General features: G+C 35.5%; 24 protein-coding genes and 1 other annotated feature. Of the genes, 6 read left to right on the forward strand and 18 right to left on the reverse strand.

Annotation, left to right across the window (positions count from 1 at the left end; translation table 11 throughout):
• Positions 1-29 precede the first annotated feature (29 nt).
• The 9 genes from MKY37_RS00220 to MKY37_RS00260 form a co-directional block, all read right to left on the reverse strand.
• Entirely contained in the window at positions 30-422 is a 393-nt protein-coding gene (locus tag MKY37_RS00220) for a GerAB/ArcD/ProY family transporter (RefSeq protein WP_340772500.1), read from the reverse strand.
• 121 nt (positions 423-543) lie between these two features.
• Positions 544-1,656, reverse strand: a complete 1,113-nt coding sequence (locus MKY37_RS00225) for a GerAB/ArcD/ProY family transporter (RefSeq protein ID WP_340772505.1) — start codon at positions 1,654-1,656, stop codon at positions 544-546.
• A gap of 29 nt (positions 1,657-1,685) precedes the next feature.
• The gene (locus MKY37_RS00230; protein WP_340772508.1) at positions 1,686-1,919 is read right to left on the reverse strand and encodes a hypothetical protein; all 234 of its coding nucleotides are present in this window, start codon (positions 1,917-1,919) and stop codon (positions 1,686-1,688) included.
• A 6-nt stretch (positions 1,920-1,925) separates the two neighbouring features.
• On the reverse strand, positions 1,926-3,113 hold the full coding sequence (locus MKY37_RS00235) for a Ger(x)C family spore germination protein (protein ID WP_340772510.1): 1,188 nt from the start codon (positions 3,111-3,113) through the stop codon (positions 1,926-1,928).
• A 22-nt stretch (positions 3,114-3,135) separates the two neighbouring features.
• Positions 3,136-4,740 carry a spore germination protein gene (locus tag MKY37_RS00240; protein ID WP_340772512.1) on the reverse strand — a complete coding sequence of 535 codons (1,605 nt, stop codon included), beginning with the start codon at positions 4,738-4,740 and terminating at the stop codon, positions 3,136-3,138.
• Positions 4,741-4,888: 148 nt separating this feature from the next.
• Complete coding sequence (locus tag MKY37_RS00245) at positions 4,889-5,719, reverse strand: YitT family protein (protein WP_340772514.1); 831 nt, start codon at positions 5,717-5,719, stop codon at positions 4,889-4,891.
• A gap of 121 nt (positions 5,720-5,840) precedes the next feature.
• Positions 5,841-6,635, reverse strand: coding sequence for a DUF4097 family beta strand repeat-containing protein (locus MKY37_RS00250; RefSeq protein WP_340772516.1), 795 nt, complete (start codon positions 6,633-6,635; stop codon positions 5,841-5,843).
• Positions 6,636-7,049: 414 nt separating this feature from the next.
• Positions 7,050-7,418, reverse strand: coding sequence for a cytochrome-c oxidase (locus MKY37_RS00255; RefSeq protein WP_340772518.1), 369 nt, complete (start codon positions 7,416-7,418; stop codon positions 7,050-7,052).
• Positions 7,419-7,562: 144 nt separating this feature from the next.
• Positions 7,563-8,048, reverse strand: a complete 486-nt coding sequence (locus tag MKY37_RS00260) for a tetratricopeptide repeat protein (RefSeq protein ID WP_340772520.1) — start codon at positions 8,046-8,048, stop codon at positions 7,563-7,565.
• A gap of 72 nt (positions 8,049-8,120) precedes the next feature.
• On the opposite strand from MKY37_RS00260, the gene MKY37_RS00265 reads away from it, so the two are divergent.
• A complete protein-coding gene (locus MKY37_RS00265) occupies positions 8,121-8,339 on the forward strand; it encodes a hypothetical protein (protein ID WP_340772522.1) in 219 nt (72 codons plus the stop codon).
• 7 nt (positions 8,340-8,346) lie between these two features.
• Here the strand turns inward: MKY37_RS00265 and MKY37_RS00270 are convergent, their stop codons facing one another.
• Positions 8,347-9,219 carry a GNAT family N-acetyltransferase gene (locus MKY37_RS00270; protein WP_340772524.1) on the reverse strand — a complete coding sequence of 291 codons (873 nt, stop codon included), beginning with the start codon at positions 9,217-9,219 and terminating at the stop codon, positions 8,347-8,349.
• A gap of 177 nt (positions 9,220-9,396) precedes the next feature.
• Between MKY37_RS00270 and MKY37_RS00275 the strand changes: the two genes are divergently transcribed.
• Both MKY37_RS00275 and MKY37_RS00280 read left to right on the forward strand, forming a co-directional pair.
• Positions 9,397-9,966 carry a TetR/AcrR family transcriptional regulator gene (locus MKY37_RS00275; protein ID WP_340772526.1) on the forward strand — a complete coding sequence of 190 codons (570 nt, stop codon included), beginning with the start codon at positions 9,397-9,399 and terminating at the stop codon, positions 9,964-9,966.
• A 66-nt stretch (positions 9,967-10,032) separates the two neighbouring features.
• Positions 10,033-11,454, forward strand: a complete 1,422-nt coding sequence (locus MKY37_RS00280; protein ID WP_340772528.1) for a DHA2 family efflux MFS transporter permease subunit — start codon at positions 10,033-10,035, stop codon at positions 11,452-11,454.
• 319 nt (positions 11,455-11,773) lie between these two features.
• Here MKY37_RS00280 and MKY37_RS00285 read toward each other — a convergent pair whose 3' ends face one another.
• On the reverse strand, positions 11,774-12,601 hold the full coding sequence (locus MKY37_RS00285) for a MerR family transcriptional regulator (protein WP_340772530.1): 828 nt from the start codon (positions 12,599-12,601) through the stop codon (positions 11,774-11,776).
• Positions 12,602-12,702: 101 nt separating this feature from the next.
• Between MKY37_RS00285 and MKY37_RS00290 the strand changes: the two genes are divergently transcribed.
• Together MKY37_RS00290 and MKY37_RS00295 are read left to right on the forward strand one after the other, a co-directional pair.
• The gene (locus MKY37_RS00290; protein ID WP_340779798.1) at positions 12,703-13,188 is read left to right on the forward strand and encodes a GNAT family N-acetyltransferase; all 486 of its coding nucleotides are present in this window, start codon (positions 12,703-12,705) and stop codon (positions 13,186-13,188) included.
• A gap of 16 nt (positions 13,189-13,204) precedes the next feature.
• Entirely contained in the window at positions 13,205-14,605 is a 1,401-nt protein-coding gene (locus MKY37_RS00295) for an MATE family efflux transporter (RefSeq protein ID WP_340772532.1), read from the forward strand.
• Between the two features lie 612 nt (positions 14,606-15,217).
• Here MKY37_RS00295 and trpA read toward each other — a convergent pair.
• Genes trpA through trpD form a run of 5 tightly spaced genes read right to left on the reverse strand, consistent with a single transcriptional unit; the run spans position 15,218 to position 19,634 of the window.
• Complete coding sequence (trpA, locus tag MKY37_RS00300; protein WP_340772533.1) at positions 15,218-16,003, reverse strand: tryptophan synthase subunit alpha; 786 nt, start codon at positions 16,001-16,003, stop codon at positions 15,218-15,220.
• Positions 15,996-17,201: a tryptophan synthase subunit beta gene (gene trpB / locus MKY37_RS00305; RefSeq protein ID WP_340772537.1), complete on the reverse strand. Its 1,206-nt coding sequence runs from the start codon at positions 17,199-17,201 to the stop codon at positions 15,996-15,998. Before trpB ends, trpA begins: the two co-directional genes overlap by 8 nt.
• Complete coding sequence (locus MKY37_RS00310) at positions 17,201-17,818, reverse strand: phosphoribosylanthranilate isomerase (protein WP_340772539.1); 618 nt, start codon at positions 17,816-17,818, stop codon at positions 17,201-17,203. The genes trpB and MKY37_RS00310 overlap by 1 nt, the downstream gene beginning before the upstream one ends.
• The gene (trpC, locus tag MKY37_RS00315) at positions 17,815-18,606 is read right to left on the reverse strand and encodes an indole-3-glycerol phosphate synthase TrpC (RefSeq protein ID WP_340772541.1); all 792 of its coding nucleotides are present in this window, start codon (positions 18,604-18,606) and stop codon (positions 17,815-17,817) included. Before trpC ends, MKY37_RS00310 begins: the two co-directional genes overlap by 4 nt.
• Positions 18,603-19,634 carry an anthranilate phosphoribosyltransferase gene (gene trpD / locus MKY37_RS00320; RefSeq protein ID WP_340772543.1) on the reverse strand — a complete coding sequence of 344 codons (1,032 nt, stop codon included), beginning with the start codon at positions 19,632-19,634 and terminating at the stop codon, positions 18,603-18,605. Before trpD ends, trpC begins: the two co-directional genes overlap by 4 nt.
• A gap of 229 nt (positions 19,635-19,863) precedes the next feature.
• Positions 19,864-20,080: a binding site (T-box leader), on the reverse strand.
• Between the two features lie 191 nt (positions 20,081-20,271).
• On the opposite strand from trpD, the gene MKY37_RS00325 reads away from it, so the two are divergent.
• Positions 20,272-20,502: a PepSY domain-containing protein gene (locus MKY37_RS00325; RefSeq protein ID WP_340772545.1), complete on the forward strand. Its 231-nt coding sequence runs from the start codon at positions 20,272-20,274 to the stop codon at positions 20,500-20,502.
• Between the two features lie 721 nt (positions 20,503-21,223).
• Here the strand turns inward: MKY37_RS00325 and MKY37_RS00330 are convergent.
• The gene (locus tag MKY37_RS00330) at positions 21,224-21,784 is read right to left on the reverse strand and encodes a hypothetical protein (protein ID WP_340772546.1); all 561 of its coding nucleotides are present in this window, start codon (positions 21,782-21,784) and stop codon (positions 21,224-21,226) included.
• A 161-nt stretch (positions 21,785-21,945) separates the two neighbouring features.
• Complete coding sequence (locus tag MKY37_RS00335) at positions 21,946-22,539, reverse strand: GNAT family N-acetyltransferase (protein WP_340772547.1); 594 nt, start codon at positions 22,537-22,539, stop codon at positions 21,946-21,948.
• Between the last annotated feature and the right edge of the window lie 244 nt (positions 22,540-22,783).

Genomic DNA, 22,783 nt, shown 5'->3' on the forward strand with positions numbered 1-22,783 from the left:
TATAATTATTAACCAAGCTGTATGAATCATTATATTATACAACTCGCCATAAGAATATTAGTGGCTGCCACTGGTGTATTTGGCATCACATGTGTAGTAAGAAACGTACCGGAATGATACAAAATAGTAATAGTATATAAAAAAACCATGCATACAAATATGAGAGAAAAGGCTTTACCTATCCATTTTCCAAAAAGGGTTTCAATCAATTGAACAAAAGTGATGTTAGGAAACCAAAGACTGATTTTCGTGAATACCCATACAATCACTATCCCAATTCCTGTACCAAGTATTGCGGCAATCCAACCGTCTTGCTTGGCTACTGCAACCAAAGCTGATGGTACAATTAAGATGCTCGTACCGACAGTAAATAAAATAACTAAAACTAGAAATTGGTACGAATTTATTTTATCGTTTGGCAACTTATCATACCTCCACAACACCATTAGTACGAACTAACCTATCGACTTAGAGAATCATGTAATGTCTAAAAAATAAAAGTTAAGGATCAATTGGAATCAGAATAGAATTAACTAAATATTTTTAAGGATTTTCAGTATATTTTTTCAATTGTTTTTTTCGTACAGAATATACAATTACCATCAAAAGAGGTAAAAGAAGTCCTATCAACAATGAAAAATAAATAGATATAGTCGAATCAAAAGTTTGTTGCTCCACAACATTAGAAAAAACGACGAGCGATAGGACAACTACAATCATCCCTAACGGATAAGTTAAGGGACGATAATCTTTCAAATTTAAAATTTGCGCCAGCCCAAAGACAGATGCAAAAAAATATAAAACCATCTTAAAAAAGAGACAAATAATCCAAAGCGTAGCCATCAGTACTTCTATGCGGTTCACAAAATTTCCAATGTTAATCTTTTTGGCTAGTCCGTAGCTTGGATACATTTGTCTGGCCGTCAAATCATGGCCTAAAACTAAAATACAAAAAAGTGTAATGATAATAATGACTAGTCCGCCTATTAAATTTCCAATAAAAAAAGATTTCTTTGCAGATTTAGGTTGGCTGATAAAGGCAGGAAAAACCATTAATAAAGCCACTGCATTGATGGAAGAAATAACGACCAATGATAAGGTTCCATGAGCGAAGCTCTTAATGTCTGCCTCAAATACAGGCTGCATGTTTATAATTTCGATTTCAGGTGCAATAAAAACCACTAAAATAATAAATAGTAGGAAGAAAATACCTATTAAAATTTCTGCAGAACGAGCAATGGTTTCAATTCCAAGACGAACAGCCATTACCATTATAAACGCCATAAGTATATTAGTGGCTGCCATAGGCGTATTTGGTAACACGTGTGTGGTAAGGAATGTACCAGAATAATACAAGAGAATAATAGTAAATAGAAGACTTAAGAATATAAAAAAGAAAGAAAAGGCTTTACCTAACCATTTTCCAAAAAGTGTTTCATTCATTTGGATAAAAGTTTGGTTAGGAAACCAAAGACCTATTTTCGTAAATAGCCATATTATCAAAAGTCCAATACCCGTACCTAATACTGCGGCAATCCAAGCATCTTGCTTCGAATCAGCAGCTAAAATTGATGGTACAACTAAGATTCCCGTACCTATCGTAAATAAGATAACTAAAACTAGAAATTGGTGCGAACTTATTTTAACGTTTTGCATCTTATAATATTTCCACCTCACTTTTTGTTCTAATTCACCTGACGAGTAAGCGCATCATGTAATGGCTTGAAAATGAAATTTAGAAGATCAATTGGATTCGGAATAGATTTCCCAAAACTATATGCAATACCTAGCCCAACTCCAAAAGCAAGAAGAATCGAAAACACAATCAACTCTTTTTTATACTTTTTTTCCAATAGGGACGGAACTTCAATAAATAGAATGACGCCAGCTATTAAGAGTATTCCTACGCTTTTCAACATAATTTATTAGTCCTTTCTTAGTTCTACTACAGAATTATCCACTGTACCAGTTTTCACAATTTTTGCATTGACCTCTACATTTACTGTTAATTCAGTAAAATATTGATCCCACTCCTTTTTCATCTTTTTCCATTCTTTTGGATTTGATCGATGAATAGCATTCCCAAATCCAAATATGTCTGTCTCGTATTTCTCTTGTACACTGTCAATAGAATTGTTAATGGTATTTTCCATTTCTTTTTCGAGAATTTTTTCAAGTGCTTCAATTGATTCTGATTTAGTAATATCAATTGAGCATTCCAAGGCACCTACATTTGCCTCAACCTTAGTATTGACATCCACTTCCGGTCTTCCGTTTATAACTTTGCCTTTAACATCTGTTTTGAAACTAGTTAGTTCCATTGAAGCTTTTCCTTCTTCTGGGCAAGATATGGATGACACAGTATTTTTCACATGATTTATAATGCCATTATAGCCTCTACTCTCATCTTCTGTTAACCACCCTACTAGTTTATCGGCTTTAAATATAGCTAAATCGTCGTATTGAATTGTAACAGAGGGAGTGATTGTTTCCACATTCTGTTTGCTTGATCCTGATTCCCTATGTCCTGTTGTTAGAATCCCTGTTAATACCGCTTCTTTTCCTTCACTTCTTAAATCTTTTATTAGCTGATCTAAGGTGACTCCTACCGTAGCTGCCCAGTTTTCTTCTGATATTTTAAGTGTGTTAAACATTTTATTGGCTGGTATGCTTTCTAATGTAGTTTGAACATTCAAAATTTCTTCTGCTGTAGATTCCTTAGCTACAACAACATAGAAATCCGATCGTAATTCCCAGTCCCTTGATAACACATCTAAGGAATCTCCAATTCCTTCTTCGGCTAATGATTCACTTAAAACAAGCATTCGAAGATGTCCAGGATACATTTTTCTAGGCGTTTCTTTAGTCATTTTACGAATGGCTTCATACACAGTCTCTCCTCGCCCTTTAATGAGAGTAACCGGTGTTTTCCCCATACCTCCGCTCGCGGAGACTTCTGAAGGAACAACGATTTGGGCAGAAACAATGTATTCGCCATCTGATTTATCAATACCTACGGCTAGAGTTATGCCTAGCTCATTTAATTCCCTTCGATTCCAACAACCTGTGAGAAAGATGCTAAGAATCAGTAATATGAAGATGCCTCTTTTCATTGACTAATCCCCCTAACTTCACTCATTGTTCTTTTTCCGGCCTCGATTTTGCAGCAGTTGGATTTTGCTGTCTCTTTATATTATTTTGACTGATAAGAGGAAGACGAGTAAACATTTTCCATATTGGAACTCGAATAAATGTATCCTTTTGACCGGAAAGATTAAACGGAGCAATTGGAAACATATATGGAATGCCAAAAGAACGTAAACTGCATAAATGCAAAATAAGCGCAATTAAACCAACTGTAACTCCAAACAAACCAAACGAAGCAGCAAGTCCCATAAATATAAATCGCAAAATTCTGACAGACATCGCCATGTCGTAGGAAGGAGAAACAAAACTAGCGATAGCTGTTATCGAAACAACAATTACCATGGCAGCGGAAATCATACCTGCTTCTACTGCTGCCGTTCCAATAACAAACGCGCCTACAATGGACATGGTTGAACCGATAGCTCTTGGCATTCTTAAACCCGCTTCACGTAAAATTTCAAAAGTTATTTCCATTATAAGTGCTTCAATAAATGCAGGGAATGGGACGCCCTCTCGTTGGGCAGCCAGATTAATAAGCAATGCAGTCGGTATCATCTCATGATGATAAGTAGTAGCCGCTATAAATAAAGCAGGAGCAAGTAATGAGATTGTGAATGAAAAAAATCGAAGGATTCGAACAAGACTGGTAAGATCAGCACGCTGATAAAAGTCTTCAGAAGATTGAAAGAACTGAACAAATAACGCAGGAACGGTTAACACAAACGGTGTACCATCGATTAAAATAGCTATTTTGCCTTCTAAAATATCTGCAGCTACTACATCAGGACGTTCCGAGTGATATACAGTAGGAAAAGGTGATGCTTGAGCATCCTGAATCAATTCCTCGATATTGCCACTTTCAAGTATTCCATCGATGTCAATGCGATCTAGTCGCAAACGAAGTTCTTCCACTATATCGTCATTTGCAATGCCTTTGATATACATGACGGCAATATTCGTTTTCGTGCGTTTTCCTATTATTCTGCTTTCCATCCAAAGTTGTGGGTCTTTTATTTTTCGCCGTATTAAGGCAGTATTTATACGTATATTCTCTGAGAATGCTTCCCTTGGACCCCTTATTACTGTTTGTGTCGTACTTTCAGTAACTCCACGTTCAGCCCAACGTTTATTACCAATGATTAGTCCTTCCGAATAACCTTCAATCAAAATAATGACATCTCCTGATAAAAGGGAAAGAAATAACTCATCAAAATGGGTAAAGTCTTTTAATTCTCCTACGGTCATGGCAAAATCTTTTAATGTGTTCATAAGGTTAGGACTAGGACGAAGCTCGCTTTCTATATTAGTATCTTTAATTTCCAACATTAAAGACTCCATAATGAAGTGTTGTATAGAAGGTGCATCGCTTAAACCATCTGTATACATTATTCCAGCTTTAAGCACTCCTTCTTTTCCAATTCGAATCTCTCGAATTATAATATCGGTGCTTTCACCTAGAGTATCTTTTACGGTTTTTATATTTTCCTGAAGGTTTGTTTTTAGTATTTGTTTTTCATTAGACTCCTTCGTTGGACTCTTGGAAGGAGTTGTGGGTTTTAACTGATTATTTTTTTTCTCATAAAAAAATCCCATCGTATCCCTCCTTTGCTGAAAAAAGTTTTATATGTACTTATTAAGTTTGTACAAATAAATTCAAAAATATTCCTTTCATCAACAATTAAAAAGCCGATATCCCTAAATATAGGAATATCGGCTTTGTTGTTCGAAACTATAATAATCTTTAATTTTTTGCGAATTCACCAACGACTTCAACCGTCTCAAATATATTGATAAATGCTTTTTCATCATGCTTATGAATAATTTGCTTTATTTGCAACATTTCATATCTAGTAACGACCATCATTAGAATATGCTTTTTTTCTAGCGTGTAGCCACCATATCCTTCTGTGACAGTCACCCCACGATAAATGCTTGCTAATAATTCCTGACGAATTGGTTCAGCTGCCGTCGTTATTATTTGCATCGTTAGTTTTTCATGATTGGTATAAATGGTGTCAATCGCTTTACCAGTTAAATATATGGATAATAAGGTGTATAATGCTATTTCCCAGTTAAATACAGTTCCAGAAACTAGCACGATTACACTGTTCATCCCTGTAAGTAATAGACCCACACTAAAATTACTTATGCGAGAAATAATAATAGCTATTATATCCATCCCACCAGACGTACCAGAGTATTTCATGATAAGACCTATACCAAGTCCACCAATAGCTCCTCCAAATATAGCCGAGAGCAATATATTATTTGAAATAGGCTCTGCAGGGATTACGTATAAAAATATGGATAACGATAAAACACATACAAGCGTATTAAGCGTAATTTCTTTTCCAAGCTTGTAATACCCTAATATTAAAAGTGGTACATTCATAACAAAGTTAAGTATGCCTGTATCAAAAGGAGTTATAAGACCTAACAAAATAGCTATACCACTTATTCCACTGCTTAAAATTTCATGAGGTACTAAAAATGCATTAAACGCAAAAGCAATTACAAAGGAGCCCACAATTACAATTAGATTTTTTACCAAGTGACTGCTCCTTTCTTCCATAAAAAAACTCGCCCATTGAGGACGAGTTTTTCTTCTACTAGAATTTTCTCTTCACAAATGATATAAGAAACAATTTAACAAAGATTAACGTAATCGTCAATATATTGCTTGTATTTCTTTATTAATTTCCCTTTTTCACCGAAATAACCCCATTATCGGTTGTTAAATCGATTATATTCTCACCTTTGCCGAAAATGGTTTCTCCATTAGCAGATCCAAAAATATCAATTCTTCCATTATCTATATCGGCATATATAGTTGCGTTCTTTGGTTCATTGGTCGAACGAATATTAATAAGTCCATTATCTGTTTCTAAGGATATGGATCGGTCTAGGTTATCCGTCACCATCGAAATTTGACCATTATCAGATTTGGCTTCTATATCACCAGTAACATTGTGAAAATCTATTTTTCCGTTATTTGTTTTTACATTGACCTTCTTACTTTCCAGATCTTCTAATACGATTTTCCCATTATCTGACTTAATATTTACTGTTTCAAATTGGAGATCGCTTGCGATAATTTGACCATTGTCTGTTTGCGTTGTTAACTCCTCGTATTTTTCATCCGGAACAGTTACGACAATTTTGTTACCTGAAGCATTGAATCCAATATTGAATCCGTTAAAGAGCTTCTTTTTCATATCTACATATAAAGTATCACCTTTTACATATGCCTGAATTTTACTACGTGAGCTTTTTTTGCTTATAAATTCAACTTTCCCGTTAGAACTAGACGTTCGAACAACTTCAATAGCTGTGTTATCCCCTGTTATATCTATCCTCGTGAACTCTTCCACAATCTCAATTTCTTCTGTATTTTTGACAAATCCACCAGCTATACTCATCCCAACGTTTAAAGCTGCTCCTAAAACTATTACAATAATCGCGATGATACCAACCTTTTTTATACTCACTGCTGTAACCTCCCATTTATTTACCTTATACACTTCATTATAAAGAAATGAATACCAATTCCTATAGTCCTCAGATGTGAAGTTCTCTAAGGCTTAAGATGTATATCATTTAGGGTAAATCCGATTAACTTGTACATTAAAGTATGTAATTCAAAGAGGCTGGGACAGAACCCCAAAACAGCATTTTTCTCTGTGAGAAAAATGCTGTTTTTTTTGCTGTGCACAAAATTGATTTCCATTCCAGGGACGCTTTCCACGGCCGTGGACTGATCCTGTAGTCTCAGGCATCACGCTATTCCCGTAGGAGTCGCCCCTCCATTTCAATCAATTTTATTAAATATCCATTATTTAGTAAAGGTTTCTCCTTATCCAATAAAAAATCTACTACTGTCCCAGTCTCCTCATATATGAAAATTATACTCTCACATTTTGTAAAACGTTAATAGCGAACAGGATTACACTAAACACTACTAACACCCCGCCTATCGCAACAAATATCGTAGCTTGATCGGCTGCTGCCAATATTAAAACAGTTAGTGAAATCATCATTAATGGAATACCTATATTGGCACTCCAAAAATGCAGTTTTGCATACATATTTTTAGAAATTGCAGGAAATAAATGATAAACAATCCCAGCAAGTGCAAACGAAGCCCAACCTAACAGATTAATGTGTACATGAACACCTGTTAATGCATAATCATGAGCCATAGACATGTACATTCCTAAACTAACCCCAATTGCAAAATAAACAACAGAAATTTGAATCAACCGTACTCCCATTCTCTTCTCCCTTCGAATAATAGAATAATAAATGCTCTATATTCTATGCAAAGAAGAAAATTATTACGCCATACAATAGATGAGGTTGTTAGATTAGGAGAAAGTGTATGGAATGCTTATGAATATTACCTGTAATCATCTACCTTATTTCCAAACTTCATCAAGATGCTTAGAGTAAAATTTTAATGCTTTTTCGTAAGAAAGAATCTGTTTATCATCAGTCGTTTCCAATAATACATCCAACAATAACTCGGTAGCATTTGAATGTTCGCGAAGATTATACAAAGTAATCGCGTAGAACACTTGAATAGCCTTATTATTCGGAAACAATTCTATCCCTCGTTTAAACACTTGCTTCGATTTTTCATACTCACCTAGTGCCCTATATGTACTTCCCAATCCTATAATGGCCCCTTCCAATTCATTATTTGGAAGACCGAGCTCTATCGCTTTTTCATAAAATGGTATAGCTTCTGTCTCTTCACCTAAAACGTCAAAACTCCATCCACATTGATAGTGGATACTTGCGTTATTCGGATACTTTTCTACTAATTGAAGCAGGAGCTCGTTTGATTCTTTTTTCATTCCATTATTTCTGAAAAGAATAGCTTGCTCTATTTCTTTTTGCATAATAGAAGCCCCCTTTCTTAAAAGGTATATGTTATTTGATGTCGAATACTATGATGAAAGGAGTGTTTATAAATGGATATAGCTAGTATTCTATATGGACTTTTTTTCATTGTCTTGTTTGCTCGTATAACTTACCAAATCATTAGGAAGAAACGTTTTCCAAAGGTGAATTATCAACCTTTCGATGATGCAATGTCTGGAATAGATCCTGAGGAAAAGCATAACAACCAAGTATTGAAAGATACCAAGCATGAAAAGAACTATGAAGAACGAACTCCTCGTTCAGTATAATTCTATTCTATTTTTTGTACGCAACCAGTCTATGTTTTAATTGAAATCCCGAGGCCATATAAAGAGCAATTGCAGCTTTGTTGTTAGCCCCTACACTTAATGTAATTTCATCTATTGTTTCATATGAAAATAAATGATGAAGAGCCGCTTGCATTAACTTCGTTGCTATTCCTTGTCCCCGATATTCAGGCGAAACAGCAATATATTCAATTGCTCCTTCTCCGTGAAGAGGTACGGCCTCCACATACACGTATCCCTTTATCACATTGTTGTCTCGGATGATAAATAATTGGTGGTCTTTACTAATTCGAGAAATAATCTGCTCACTACTATAATACGTATTTGGAAAAGCTAGATTATGAAGGTCACTAAATGATTTGTGAAAAACAGGTTCATACGTTTTAATAAGTAAATCTTGTCCATTCGTTAGATTATTTCTTTCTGCCCTTAATATAAGATGATGACCACTTTCTATTCCATTTTTATTTTCAATAAATTGACTAGCTAAAGTATTTTTTTCATTCACAAAAAACAAGTACTCGTTTAGTTTACAAGGAATACTGATCTCTAACGCTTCCCACAAATCATTTGCAATTTTGGTATAGTCTTGGTCTTCTTTGACAAATGGTCCCCATACTTCCGCACTTTTGTTTTCTTCATCCACGTCAAATCCCAGTGCACCTATTATATTGTCTTCATCAAAGACAACTACAAATGATTTCATTATGTCCAAATCGGAAAAATCATTTGTTAGCGTATCGTAAATTTCCTTCTTATTTTCTCCGCAATATCCAATATGAGAGTGGTCATCCTTGTTTATAACCTCTAAGAATACAGCTAAATTTTCTAAATTTTTCGGGGGGCTTATATAGATTGTCATATGAAACTCCTTTTCCAAACCACAAGTATCTAAATATTTTATCATCTATGTAATTGTAAAGATATACAAATATGGTAAAAAGGACCCTCTTTTAATAAATATATTTTGACAAAACATGCTCATTTCTATATATTAATTTAATAGACCGGTTGGTATAATTTATGAGGTGATTTAAAATTGTCTACAAAAAATAATTCAAAAGATGTTCTAATTGAAACTGCGTCCCGGCTTTTTCGGATACGAGGCTACTATGGAGTGGGACTTAAAGACATTATAGAGGAAAGTGGAATTCCAAAAGGCTCTCTTTATCACTATTTTCCACAGGGTAAGGAGCAGTTAGCCATTGCAGCTATTAATCATACAAAGGCAATTGTTATAGATGAAATTCAAGAGGTGTTTGATGATATGGAAGATCCTATTCTAGCATTACAATCACATCTGGACCATTTATCCGGTATCATTATAAAAAGTGATAACATAGGCTTCCCTATTGGAACAATTGCTGGAGAAACCCATTCCACAAGTGAGCCTATCCGAATGGCATGTCAACTTGCTTTTGAAGAATGGCAAGCTATTTATAGGATGAAATTACTTCAATCCGGATATGACGAGAAACAAGCAACGGACTTAGGAATTACTATAAATTTAATGATAGAAGGTGCTATTCTTTTATCTTTAACAAATAAAAGTAATAAGCCGCTTGAAGTAGCTAAAAAGCAAATTACGTTATTATTGAAGAAAGATTAATTTTAATTCATCAGAATATGTATTATATGTAAGGTCTATGTAGTTAGTAATTGGAGGAATTTGTTCATGATTGAAAAAGCTTCACAGCAAGAAAAACCAGTATTTAAAACAACCCCTATCTTAATCTCCTTTTTAATAGCTGGGTTTGTCGGATTATTTAGTGAGACCGCATTGAATATGGCACTTGGAGATTTAATAGGAATATTTGATATTAGTCCATCCTCAGTTCAATGGCTAACAACTGGTTACCTATTAACATTAGGGATACTAGTACCCGTCTCAGGGGTCATCATGCAGTGGTTCACTACAAGACAATTATTTATCGCTTCATTACTATTTTCAATTGTAGGAACGCTTATAGCAGCACTTGCACCGAGTTTTACTATACTGCTACTTTCGCGGGTTATACAAGCGATAGGAACAGGGTTATTATTACCTTTAATGTTCAATACTATTTTACTCATTTTCCCCGTTCATAAAAGAGGGGCCACAATGGGAATTATGGGATTGGTAATAATGTTTGCACCAGCGATTGGTCCAACGATTTCTGGTTTAGTTCTTGAGCAACTTACTTGGCATTGGATTTTTTGGATTTGTTTACCTTTCCTTCTAATTGCTTTGTTGTTTGGTATAAAATTCGTGCAAAATGTAACGACTGTAACGAAACCAAAAATAGATATCCTATCAATCATTTTATCAACTATCGGTTTTGGCGGAATTGTCTATGGCTTTAGTAGTGCAGGAGAAAAGGGTTGGGGTAGTTTCATAGTTATTACCACAATCATTGTCGGTCTATTCGCACTAGCTTTGTTCTCTATGAGACAATTTAAAATGGAAACACCAATGATTGACTTAAGAGTTCTAAAATTCCCAATGTTTACGTTAGGATTATTAAGTGTATTTATCACCTTTATGGTGATCTTGTCTTCAATGATTCTTTTGCCATTATACTTGCAAACAGGACTTGCTTTAGCAGCATTTACAGCAGGACTTGTACTATTACCAGGTGGAGTTTTAAATGGTTTTATGTCTCCATTGACTGGTCGTATATTTGACAAATATGGACCAAGAGGCCTTGTTTCACCTGGATTCATCATCATGATTATCATGCTATGGATGCTTTCCAATATCACTGTGGATACTTCTATTTTGATGGTTATTATTATGCACTCTGTTCTATTTATTGGAGTATCAATGGTTATGATGCCAGCACAGACAAATGGACTTAACCAACTTCCAAGAAATCTATATCCAGATGGAACTGCCTTGATGAATACATTACAACAAGTATCAGGTGCAATCGGAACAGCTGTTGCAATTACAATTATGTCAACATCTCAGAACGCTTATTTGAAGAATGCAACAAATGTATTGGATCCAGAAACAGTTAGTGCTTCATTAACTGCTGGTGTTCAAGATGCCTTTATATTTGGCTTAGTCTTAGCAATCATAGGATTGGTCATGTCATTATTTATTAAAAAAGCATAAGTAGCTAAATTACAACCCCCATTTCTATGAGTTATTTGCTCAGAAATGGGGGTTAGTTTTAGGCTTTCTTATATTATTCATCCGCATGGCAAATTTTATTGTCACAAATACATGCTAATAAGAGTTCCATTTCTTTATCAGATATGCTTCAATTTTTCATGATATTTTTGCTCATATCCTCCAGTTTGTAGTTTTCAACCCCCGCATCCTATGCTGCATTATTCATAGAATTCCCACCACGCTAGAAACAACTACATTGTCAGTTTCTTTCAGTTTTGGTGCATGAAATATATGAATATATAATCCATCACTGCTCACTTTAAATCATCTCCACCTCTATCATGATTTGGGTGACATAGTTATCATTACCGCTTACAGAGATTTCATCTAGTATATATTCCTCGTATGAATAGCTCCCAAGCTTTATATGAAGTGTATCCATAAAATTCATGATTCTTCTATAAGTTTTCGAAATATTTTTATCATTCCCTACATGGTAAGCTACAACATATAATCCTTTTGGTTTCGTGTAAAATGAAACATTCTCCATGTCTGCCTCTGTTTTCGTATACAAATAAGAATAATTATCATAATCCTCTTCCATCAACTTTTCCTTATTTACAATCGCACCAATTGGATACCCAATATCGAGTTCATTTTTGTATAAAAAATCAATGAAATTGGAGACAGATTTTAAAAAAGACCGATCTGAACAATCTAAAATAGAGTCACTTAAAAATAATAACTCCTCTTCCTGTTCCTCTAGTCTAATTTGCTTAAAATCTAAGGTTAGTGCATTTTCCGTTAGAGCTATCTTTGTGTCGATTATTTTTTGTATTTGGTTCAAATTATTTATCTTTTTTTGAATTTCCAATGACTTCCCTTTTAAAAGCTCAATTAATTCAGCAGGCGTCTTATTGTTCAAAAACAGTTTAATTTCTTTTAAAGGCATGTCTACCTCTTTTAGAAGTTCAATAACATTAAAAACGTCAAATTGATGGTAGGAGTAATAACGATAACCTTTTTCATTTTTTATTTCTGGTGAAAGAAGTCCAATCTCATCATAGTGAAATAAGGTCTGTTTTTTCACATTACATAACTTTGCGAATTCGCCTGTCGTAAAATATTTACGTAAATTCTCGCTCATCTACTTATTCCCCCCTTGACTATATGGTTACCGGATACTTTAGGATGTAACTATACCATTTAGCGTGTATGTTTGCACTAAAAAGAAAGGATTTGATAGTCATGAATATATCCATTCGTGACGTAACGCAAGAAAATGTTCAAGATATATTAAAGTTAAGTGTTAGGGAGTTACAAGCGTCTTTTATAGAAACAACTGAACAATGTTTAGAAGAAGCAGAAGAATGTAGTATATATAAACCAGTTGGCCTTTATTCTGACGATTGTTTAATCGGCTTTGCCATGTATGGGTTTTTCCCTGAGGAAATGGAGAATGGCCGAGTATGGTTGGATCGTTTTTTAATCGATTCCAGATACCAAGGTTTTGGTTATGGAACTATCATGCTGGAAGCTTTAATACAGAAACTAGTTATTGAATTTTCATGTACACAAATATATTTGAGTGTCTTTGAAGAAAATAGAGCAGCGATTCACTTATACCAAAAATTTGAATTTCGTTTCAATGGTGAATTCGATCTAAAAAATGAAAGAATTATGATGAAAAATATAACAAACTTAAACGGACAGCTAGATAACTCTACTCTATAAACAACAGGTGAATAACATGAATGAAACATTAAGAAACACGCCAACCAAAAAATTATTTATAATGTATTTAATCCCTTCCTTACTCGGAATGCTACTAATGGCAGTCAATATTTTAGTCGACGGTATTTTTGTTAGTAATGGAATCGGTCCTGAAGCACTTGCTGGTATAAATATAGCGGTACCTATTTTCTCTATTTTACTTTCCATTTCCCTCTGGATCGGGATGGGGGGAGCAACGCTATATTCCATTTCACTTGGAGAAAATGATAGTAAAAAAGCTCGTTCAATCTTTACACAATCTCTTTTCCTAGCCGTTATCATTGTTGCGGTACTTGTCATTCTAAGTTTATGGAAGCAAAAAGAAATTGCTTATTTGTTTGGTGCAAGTGATGAAATTTTTCCTTATGTACAAGACTATCTTCATATTATCCTAGTGTTTGGTGTCATTTATGTAGTAGAAAATATATTAAGTATTTTTATACGCAATGATGGAAATCCAAAACTTGCTATGCTTGGACTTGGAACTACTTCACTTCTAAACATTGTATTTAATTATTTGTTTATTTTTGTAATGGAACTTGGTGTTGAAGGCGCTGCCTATGCAACCGTTCTTTCAACCGCTATTGGACTACTCGTATTATTGCTCCATTTTACTCGAAAAACGAGTGTGTTGAAATTTACTAAGTTAAGATTTGAGCTGGAGACGGTTTCTGAAATATTGAAGATCGGCTTGCCAAGTTTTATAGTAGAAGGTTCTGCTGCTATGACAATTATTGCTTATAATGTGACGTTTATGCATTTTGTTGGAGCCGTTGGTGTTACTTCGTATGCTGTTGTGAATTATTTACATGCTGTTTTTATCATGCTATTTATCGGCATTGGTGCGGCCCTCCAACCTATTGTAAGCTTTCACTATGGAGCGAAGTTATATGACCGTTTACAGCAATTTTTGAGATTAGGCGTGATTACGGGGATTTTATTCGGAGCTCTAATATTACTAGTGGGCTGGTTGTTCGGAGATGTAATTGTTTCGTTATTCGGAGTTACCTCCGAAGAAGTGTTTAATTACACGGAGAAAGGTATTTCTATGTTTTTCATCGGCTATTTATTTTTAGGTTTTAATTTAGTATATGCCGAGTATTACCAAGCGATTAAGAAGATTAAACTTTCTTCAATTATAATCATTACCAGAAGTATAGTGCTATTCTTACCACTTTTATGGTTATTACCAACTTACATGGGCACTGATTACATTTGGCTTGCCTTCCCACTTGCAGAAGGAATTACAGCAATTGGCTTAGTAATTGCAAGATATACTTTAAAAGCATTAACCCCGTTCAAAGATAGATCTGCAAAAGTCATGCAAGTAGGCAAAGTTAATATAGGGATCATCCATTCTATCAAAAAAGAAGGATAGAGAAAATAGAATTCCCTATTTGTTAGTGGAGATACGGGAAATAGTAAGTGATCACTAAAAAAAGTAGCGCCAGAAATTGTATCTTCTGGCGCTTACTTTATTAATAGGAAAGTATCATTTCTTTAGTTATCCGAAAAAGTACTAATCTGTTTCGAAAAGTTATAGTAGTGCGGAGGACTGGTATACGCAATAAGATTACTGAAAAAAAGGATGAGGCTGGGACAGAAGTAGAAATTTTATTGGATAAGGAGAAACCTTTACTAAATAATGGATATTTAATAAAATTGATTGAAATGGAGGGGCGACTCCTACGGGAATAGCGTGACGCCTGAGACTACAGGCTCAGGCCACGCCCGTGGAAAGCGTCCCTGGAATGGAAATCAATTTTGTGCACAGCAAAAAAAACAGCATTTTTCTCACAGAGAAAAATGCTGTTTTGAGGTTCTGTCCCAGCCTCATCCTTTCAAAAATTAGCCGGTTAGTAATATAGATAAAAGTCTGTCCAAAGCCCTTCGAAAATAATAGAAACTGGTTTGACCTTCAAGGACCGGTCGTTTTTGCCCGTTTTTTTATAGTTGGAAAAACAACTACACAAAAAACAATAAATCCAACTTAGTTAAGCACCTTCTTAGAGACCACAATTAGCTCGTGTATTTTATCCAATTCATTTCGATGAAACGCCTCGACTATCGCGCTTCCTACAATTACACCGTCTGCTAAGGAACTTACCAATCGCACTTGTTCGGGAGTTGAGATTCCAAACCCAGCGACGACTGGAACCGGACTAATATCTTTCAATTGTCTCAAATGAGTCTCCAATTGGTCATCAAATTTATCCCTTACTCCCGTAATTCCATTTACTGTTACCGCATAGATGAAACCTTCTCCAGCAGCAACTATCTTTTCCATACGTTCCGGTGGGCTAGTTAGAGAAACAAGTGGGACAAGTGCGACATCTGTTTCTACAAGCAAACTCTTTAATAATTCACTTTCTTCCATCGGTAAGTCTGGAACGATTAAACCCGCTATCCCTAATTTTTCACATGCTTGTGCAAACTGTTCTAATCCATAGCTGAGTAGCGGATTATAATACGTCATTAGTACAAGTGGGACCTTTACCTCTTTATAAAAAGTTTCTAATTCCTGAAGAATCGATCGAAGTGTTATCCCGCTTGCAAGCGCTCTTTCACCCGCTTTTTGAATGGTAGGTCCATCTGCGACAGGATCAGAAAATGGTATACCTAGTTCAATCGCAGTAACTCCTGCTGTTTGAAGAAATAATATTTTAGACTTTAATGTCTCTAGTCCTCCGTCTCCAGCCATTATATACGCGACAAATACTTTATCCCCTTCCGCATTTACAGATTGAATAGCATTTAATAGTTTTGTTTTAGCCATTGTCATTCACCCCTAACGCATCTCGAACAGTTTGGACATCCTTATCCCCACGGCCAGATAAACAAATTACTAAAATCTCCTCCTGAGACATTTCTTTTGCCAGCTCTGTAGCAAAATAAATAGCGTGAGCACTTTCAAGAGCCGGTATTATCCCTTCTTTTTTTGATAATAGCTGTAAACCCTCTAAAGCTTCTAAGTCTGTTACGGAAGTATATTTAACTCTACCTATATCATGTAAATAGGAATGTTCGGGACCTACTCCAGGATAATCAAGACCAGCTGAAATTGAATGTGCTTCCTGTATGAAACCATTATCATCCTGCAAAATGTACATATAAGCACCGTGCAGAACTCCTTCTTTTCCTCCAGTAACAGCTGCTGCGTGAAGACCAGTAGAAATACCACTTCCCCCTGCCTCTACACCGTATAAAGCAACATTCTTGTCCTCCACAAATGGATGGAACATACCGATTGCATTGCTACCTCCACCAACACAAGCTACTACAGCATCTGGTAACTTCCCTGCCTTTTCTACAATTTGGCGCCTTGTTTCAACTCCAATTACCCGTTGGAAATCGCGAACAATTTTAGGGAAAGGATGTGGACCAAGCGCAGAACCTAGTATGTAATGCGTATCCTCTACATTGGAAACCCAATATCTAAGTGCCTCATTTACTGCATCTTTAAGTGTACCTGCTCCCTGATCCACGGAAACAACTTTTGTACCAAGTAATTCCATACGAAACACGTTTAGTTCCTGTCTACGCACATCCTCTTTTCCCATGAAAACAACACACTCTAAGTCAAAGAGTGCACAAACAGTTGCGGTTGCAACACCATGCTGTCCAGCCCCTGTTTCCGCTACGATTTTCTTTTTCCCCATACGCTTAGCAAGCAGCGCTTGACCAATTGTATTATTAATCTTGTGAGCACCAGTATGATTTAGATCTTCTCGCTTTAAATATATCTGTGCTCCACCAAGCTCTTTCGTTAGTCTTTCAGCAAAATATAATGGTGTTTCACGTCCAACATAATCTTTTAAATAGTAATTTACTTCATCAAGGAAGGTTGGATCTACAATTGCTTGCTCATATGCATTCTCTAACTCTATTAAAGCAGTCATTAACGTCTCCGGGACATACTGACCACCAAATCTTCCATATCTGCCTGCTCGTTGTTCCTCTTTTATGTTAATCATTATTCCACACTCCCATCTTTTGCAGCTCGAATAAACGATTGAATCAATTCTTTATCTTTTATTCCATTTCGTTCTACTCCACTCGATACATCTACCATATAAGGATTTACTCGCTCAATAGCATCTTTTACATTATTTGGGGTCAAACCACCTGCTAGAATAATTTTTTCAATCGGAATATTATTAACTTCCATCAGCTGCCAGTCAAATACTTTTCCACTACCGCCTTGATAATCTGTACCTGGAGCATCAAACAAATAAAAATCTGTCTCGTATTTTTTTGCCTGAAGAACATCCTCTTCATTGTGAACTGATAATGCTTTAATAGAAGGTAGATTGCTTGTCAGTACAAATTCTGGAGTTTCCTGACCATGATATTGTATATAATCGAGCGGAACCTCTTGTATTGCAGTTATAAGTTCCTCTTTTGTTGGATTTACAAAAACTCCTATCTTCAAAACCCCAGGAGGCACATGCTTAGCTAGACCATGTGCTTTTTCAATTGTTACCTTTCTCTTACTAGGAGCAAAGACAAAACCAATCGCGTCTGCACCTGCCCTAACGGCGATTTCTACATGTTCTTTCTCCATAAGCCCACAAATTTTCACCTTTGTCACGAGATAATCGCCTCCCTTTTAACCTGTAAGCTTCGAAGAGCATTTTCAACATCTCCACTACGCATTAGCGATTCCCCGACAAGAACTGCACTGGCACCATAGCTTGCTACTTTTATCGCATCAGCGGAATCCCAAATACCACTTTCACTTATGAGCACACGTTCTTCTCCAAATGGAAAGATAGCTGCAATTTCTGCAGTTCTAGACAAATCTACTTGAAATGTTCGAAGATCTCGGTTATTAACTCCAATTAGTTTCGCATCCAGCTGCAAAGCACGATCCAGTTCCAAAGAGTCATGAACTTCCACTAACACTTCCAAGCCTTTACCTAGCGCATATATATATAAAGTTGAAAGTTTTTCTTGTTCCAATGCTGCAACGATAAGTAGCACGACAGATGCACCTGCTTGTTTTGCATAATCGATCTGTATTGGATGAATGATAAAGTCTTTACAAAGAATTGGGATAGAAACAGTGCGAGCAACGATAGCTAAATCATCAAATGTTCCTTGAAAAAAAGGTGTATCGGTTAATACAGAAATACAGGCAGCACCAGCTTCTGCATATTGAGACGCTTGCTCTGCAGGATTAACTCCTTCAGCAATCAAACCTTTTGAAGGCGACGCTCGTTTAATCTCAGATATTATTTGCAAGCTTTCAGATTGATATAGTGAATCAAATAAGGAAGGTCTAATAGAAGAATTGGCTTGTTCTGGAATGGTATGCATTAACAATTCTTGAATTTGACCTTTTTTAGCATCCAATATCTTATCTAGAATGGTTGTCATAATGCCACCTCATGTCGTACAGAGTGTTGACTGAAAGTAATAACTGCTTCCAGTTTTTCCATTGCTTTTCCCGAATGAATACAATCCGCTGCCATCTTTACTCCTTCTTGAATAGAGCTAACGATACCAGAAGCAAATAATCCAATTCCGCTGTTAAAAAGGACTGTATCTAAATAGGCACTTGCTTCACCCTGAAGAACGTTTCGCAGTATTTCAGCATTTATGTGTCCATCTCCTCCACGTACTGCAGAAATAGGAGCAGAAGCTAAACCAACATCATTTGGCGTCAGCTTAAAGGGTATTAAATCCCCGTTATCTACTAACACTAATTGATTTACACCTGCAAGTGACGCCTCATCCATTCCTCCAGCACCACAAACAACAATAGCCCTCTTTCTTCCTAAAATTCTTAATACTTCTGCATATTCCATCGTGAAATCTGATCGATTGATCCCCGTATATTGAGTTTGTAATTTAATAGGATTTGTTAATGGGCCAACCAAGTTAAAAATTGTTGGCTTTCCAATAATTTTTCGAGCAATTCCAATTTTCTTAAGTTTTGGGTGCACATTTGGTGCGTAAAGGAAAGTTAACCCTTCTTGCTTAAGTAATTCAATTGATGCCTCTGGACTAATGGATGTATGGATTCCTAATGCTTCCAGTACATCAGAGCTTCCTGCGCTACTTGAAATTTTGCGGTTACCATGTTTTGCTATTGTTGCACCTGCACCAGCTAAAACAAATGCGGAGGTTGTACTTATATTAAAGCTATTCAAACCATCACCACCAGTACCGCAATTGTCCATATAATCGCCATCTGGCTCATTTAAATGAATTGCAAAGGACTTCATAACTGTTGCAAGTGCAGCAACCTCAATAGAAGTCTCCCCTTTTTTTGAAAGTGTTCTTAAAAAATCGACAATATGTTGTACTTCCGTATCCTCGCCAAACATTAACTTAGAGGCTATAATCATTTCCTCATACAATAAATGCTCGTTCTTCTCTACTTTCTCTATAAATTCTCTCATCTTTAATCTCTCCTCTGCTCGTCTCTAGCTAAAAAAAGTGAAACTTCAATCTGTGGGAGTTTTCTTCATCCCTCACGGATTGTTAGTTGAATCATTCGGGCTTTTACAGGCAGTGGATCTTTCACTTACACTTTGTTACATCGGCCTAGCCTTAAAGTGAAAGTCTTACTGCCCCGTTAAAGCGGGATAAAAAAAGTCCTCTTCCAAGGGATTTCAAAAAAATCCCTTGGAAGAGGACGGTGTTGACCGCGTTGCCACCTCTAGTTGGAGTGTAACACTCCCGCTTAAGCTCCTGTAACGTAGGAAACACGTCTACCTCTAAAACAGTTTATGTCCTCGAGGAAGCTCTCATAAGCCCATTCGCATTAGCAACAAATCAGTTTACACCAACCACTGACTCTCTTAATTGTCCGCCAAAGCTACTATTCTTATTCAAACAATTTTCTCCGCTATTCTAAACTAATCTCAGCTCATCTGTTCCTAGGCGACACTACTTTTAGCATCTTCTGCCCTTTATCCGAACATAAAAGTTAACTATTATGATATTAGGAATACTTTCAATTGTCAAATAATTTTTATCCTTTTATATACCGTTTGCATAAAATAGGTATTAACATGACTGGGAGGGGTTTAAACAGTGGTAAATCCAATGTATGGCCAGAGGATTACTGTAGAACAGGCAATGAGTATTGCCTTACAAAGAGTGCCTGGAGAAATTGTACACGTGGACCTGGATATGGAGGACGGTATTCTAGTATACGAGGTGTTCATCATGACACAAAGTAACCAGATTTTTGAAGTGGAAGTTCATGCGAGAACAGGGAATATTATAAAAATAGAACAAGAAAATGACTTTGATTTTGATTGAACAAACAAGCATGTCACAAAAAAGCAGAAAAGAGATGGTTGCGAACAACTACTCCATTGATTCCCTTCATTATAGTTGGTGTAATAAATGAAAATACAGGTATGCAATAAAATACCGCCCGGATGTTAATAGCATCCAATCGTTAAAATAGACTGATTCCCTTCAAGGTGTCGACAAAGATATTAAGTAATCCATCCAAGCGCTAACTCATAGGTGGATTACTTTTTTCATGTCACCTAAAAGAGTCAGCGTAATCAATGCAATCATTAGTGAGAAAAACTAATCATAAGCATTTTATCAAGACTAAATTATATAAAATACTTAAACTATTTACTTTCAATCATTAATTATATGTATTTAAAGATACCAATTTTTGTTACTGTAGTTTTGTAAAAATAGTGTGACCAAAAATACTTCGAAAACCCATATTTTAAGAAAAACAAAAAGAAACCATTTTGAAAAAAATAATTCCAAATGGCGTCATAATCAGTTATTTTGTTATTTATAAAAAAAGTTTGTTCTTTTATTATGATCCTTGTTCAACTAAACAACCCGTTAGCTATAGCATCCATGCAGCTAAAAAAACTGTACCATAGAGGATGAAAGCATAGGAATAGATTAGTAAGGCTGGCGAAGAAGGTCGATGAACTATGGTGCCATTGAGCCCATCCGTTAGTCTGACTCCATCGCCCCCGGGTTTAATAAGGAACTTCTCGAAGCATTATTCACTGTGGACCAATTCAGGTCCCCAAGGAGCTGGTAATATAGAATCTTCTTTGATATTTTGTCTCATTAACCCTATTTTTTTTGCATAATAATCAAGCATTTCAAAAACAGTAAAACGGTGAAAACTTCCGTGGATAAATTGGGGTTCATTTCGTCTGTTAGGGTCTATTTCCCAAAGAGGAATTGAAACACTTCCTGTATTATCACTAAATTCATTTATTAGAACACTGAAGTTAATATGCTCGTTATACCCTTTTGCAACTGCTATTACAGTAACCTCCCCCATGTTTTTCATTAGGAACCTGGGATCCTTGTTCACTGAAATAGGTATTTTTGCTTCGCCATCAGAATTTGTTAATTCTGTTCCAATTATCTCACCTAATGAATTTATTACAATAATTCGAGAGTTGCTAATTGGTGTAACATTTTCCTCAAAAATTGTTGTTACTTTAGCGGTTAATGTCGCTAAGAATGTGTTTTCATTTATCCCTGCAAACTCAGCTTTTGTTAAACTTTCCCGATTTGCATAAAACACTGTTGTTAGACTTAATAGCAATAGTAAAAAATTACTGATATTTTTTTCATCTAATCACCTACCTAATTTTAAGTAGTATTTCCCTGTGAAAAGACATTATTCTTATTGAAGTAAAGCGCCAGTTAGTTGAAGATGATATCATTTATAAAAACAGAATTAAATACATTGGTTTTTAAATTAAATCAGTAATTCTTCTCCAGTAAGTTAATCAATTTTCCCTTTACATCAATCCATTCGGTATCAACAATACTGTAAAATATATTGTCGTGAATAGTCCCATCTGCCTTAATCCTATGTTTACGAAATGTTCCTTCTTTTACTGCACCTATTCGTTCAACTGCTTTTTGAGAGCGTACATTTTGACCACTAATAGAAAATTGAACACGTAGTACCTTCAGTTCTTCAAAACAATATTGAAGTAATAAAAATTTACATTCTGTGTTTACCTTCGTTCTCCAAACTGATGGAGAAAGCCAAGTCCAGCCTATTTCAACATTTCGATTTGCTGTATCTATTTCACCAATACGAGTTGTCCCTATTACTTCACCAGATAATTTATCCTTTATTATAAAAGGTAATTGCTTTCCGTCATTTTTGCTTTGTACAGCTATGGATAATATTTGTTCTATATCATCAAATGTTTTAACTTGCCTCCAAGTATATTTCCATACATCAGGGCTTTTTATAGCTTCATATACTCGTTCCTTATATTTCATCTCAAGAGGAACAAGAATGATTGTATTTCCTTCCAATATTATATTTGTATCAATTTTCATAGTGATTATTAATCTCCTTTAAAGAATTAAATAGACTTTCCTTCATAATACAACAATACAAAAACTTTACGTCAATAGAGAGAAGTTCTTGTTAACATATAAATCTTTTTCGTGAAGCACTGGCTCTTTTAACAGACGAGAAGGAAACCAATATAGAACATTGAATTGCTTTCAAATTTCTACTTACTAATGTGAATTCCTTCTTCAACTATATTGCGTCGTTAGCTCAATACCAATGGTACCA

Origin of the sequence: Psychrobacillus sp. FSL K6-2836 (assembly GCF_038003085.1) — a bacterium.
GTDB lineage: Bacteria > Bacillota > Bacilli > Bacillales_A > Planococcaceae > Psychrobacillus.